2 protein-coding genes and 1 pseudogene are annotated in these 2,257 nt (G+C 55.0%); all 3 read right to left on the bottom strand.

What is annotated here, in order from left to right; genetic code table 11:
* Positions 1 to 671, bottom strand: a pseudogene (locus AMR42_RS12025) (hypothetical protein); the annotation flags it as partial.
* A gap of 1 nt (position 672) precedes the next feature.
* The gene (locus tag AMR42_RS12020) at positions 673 to 975 is read right to left on the bottom strand and encodes a hypothetical protein (protein ID WP_099533758.1); all 303 of its coding nucleotides are present in this window, start codon (positions 973 to 975) and stop codon (positions 673 to 675) included.
* A gap of 97 nt (positions 976 to 1,072) precedes the next feature.
* Positions 1,073 to 2,257 (bottom strand): hypothetical protein (locus tag AMR42_RS12015; RefSeq protein ID WP_234406968.1); only part of this gene is annotated, 1,185 nt, incomplete at its 5' end.

Below are 2,257 nucleotides of genomic sequence, written 5' to 3'. Positions count from 1 at the left end.
TCCCAGGTGGGGCGATTTGCCCCCGGGCCCGATCGACCGCCGCCAGGTGGTGAGGATCGTTGCGATGGTGGCGACCAGCCACGGCCGCCCGGGGGAGAGGAAGATCGTGTGGGACTGCCTGCGCGGGGCACACCACCGCCGCCACCGCCGCCACCGCCACCGCCACCGCCATCCAAGGTGTAGTCAGGAACCAGCGTTCGATCGGCCCGATCGTTGGCCAATTTCTCTTCCCGCTCAAACTGGGCCGTAAGCTCCTGTGCTTCCTGCCAGATCAACTCAGCCTCAAGCAGGTCTAGCTCTTCGGTGGTCAGCTCCTTTTCCGGCGCGTCCAGCCCATAGAGTCGCCGGAAATATTCAGGGGTCAAACTTTCCCCGATCGGCGCGGGTTCGATCTGCTCAAAAATCGCCTCAGGGCGGATCTGGTTCCGCTCGAACTGAAGCCGATTCAGCGCATTGATGAACCCCGGTGAGATTTCAATGGTTCGGCTCCCCCAATCTTTCGGCGGATCAGGCAGTTTGAACCCCGCAGCCGGGATTTTCACCGAACCAACGTCACTAGGCGGCTTAACGGCCGTTTGGGCGATCGGCTGGCTAAATTCCCACTTAACGGAACCCCACGAAATCAACCCCGTAGGATTAAGCGCCGTCCGCCGAAAAAAGGGGATTGCCATGTCAGTTCGTCGTGAAATTGACCGGAATAGAAGTCGTTACCAACTCATTGACCCGTCGCCAAAGTTTGACCGCTCGGTTGATCGCCCAGTCATCCTGCAATTCAATCGAAACGCGACCAATTAACCGAGTCGTATTGTCGGCAACCGTCACAATTTGCACCTGAGAAGCAGGCGTAGGAATAATGCCCGCGTCTTCTTTGACCGTCATCCCGCGAGCCTGCTCATCTAACAGCAAAGTCGCCCAAACCCAAAGCTGTTCAACCGTCGAAATGTCCGAAGGAATCTGTTCACGAATCAGCTGCATTTTTCAGCCCTCAAGAAAAGAAAAAAGAAGTTTGCGTAATCAAGGCAGTAAAAGACAAGGTTGCCTTGGAACTACAAGAAAGGTCGGAAGGGATACATCAATCAATATCTCCAAAAAACTCAAACTCCTGTCCCATGGTGTAGTTGTTATTAGAGCTAGTCATTCCGTTATTTTGCCAAACGACCGTGTTTCCCTGGGTACGAGTAAAATAGTAGGGGCCGTAGTAAGTGTTCGGCTGGGTAATGTTCGTTTGATCGGATCTAGTATCCACCACAGTAAGAGTAGACACACTCTGCCCGACGACCAAAGCGGGAAGAGTTCCGACACGAATTAGCCAACTGCGAGGTAGATGCGCGGCTAGTCCTGCGTTGGTCTGGAAAATAAAACCGGTAAACCTAACCTGTACAGGAAATCGCCAGCCAAACCATGAGCCGATTGCATTATTGGTGTAAATCGTTTGTCCGCCAGCTACTTGATCACTTAATTGTGCAACCGAACCTGACTCAATCGCGCTAGCTGCTGCTGTCACGGTAGCGGCTCCTGTTGTGGGGTTTTGCCATCCACTTACCCCGGCGTTGATGGCTTGCAAGCGCCCGAAATAATCCAATATCCCGCGAGCACCTAAAGGGTTTTGGGGATTGCCGACAGCAGGGGAACCTGCATAGGTAAAACGCAAAAACGAATTATCGCAATCTTGGCTTTCCCAATTGCCGCCATCGGCAATCAGCTTGGCACTCTTTCCAGGCTTGATTTTTACCCGTTCCTGTTGACTGATTTCGACTAAATTGTCGGTTGCGATTCCGTTGATTCGGGCTGTTCCGGCGGCGATGATTGTGACGGTTGTGGTGGTTTGGTTGCTGATTTCAATTGACCCGGAAACTGTGGCGGGTAAGGTGAATTCTGAGCCACCTTTCACGAAGTAGCGCTTATCCGTTTCGAGGGTGGCGTTGGCAGTCAGTTTTTGCCATTGGATTGGGGTGGCGAAAACGGTTAAGTCGCCCCACGTGGGGATTCCGCCAATGATTTGGAGCGCCTGCCCGTTGGTGGCGTTTTGCCCCGTGAGCAGGGCAAAGAGTTGGGCACTGATCAAGCCGGATTGGGTGGCGGTGGCCAGCGGTGGCGGATCGATCACCACGTCGCCGGTTTCGCCGTTAACCGTCGTCACTATTTCAGCGGGCAAGACCACGCCGCCGCCGTCGCCGCTGGCCACCGTTTGCCACGTCCAGGTGTCGGGCCCGGTGGCTCTGAGGATCTGGCCTGGGGTGGGCGGGGTGGTTGGGGC

It is taken from the genome of Limnothrix sp. PR1529 (assembly GCF_002742025.1).
GTDB lineage: Bacteria > Cyanobacteriota > Cyanobacteriia > CACIAM-69d > CACIAM-69d > CACIAM-69d.
This window is presented reverse-complemented; position numbering and strand designations above follow the sequence as displayed.

What these genes read in the sequence shown, in the direction of transcription:
- AMR42_RS12020 (WP_099533758.1), bottom strand. Translation starts at nt 975, where the DNA reads ATGCAGCTGATTCGTGAACAGATTCCTTCGGACATTTCGACGGTTGAA.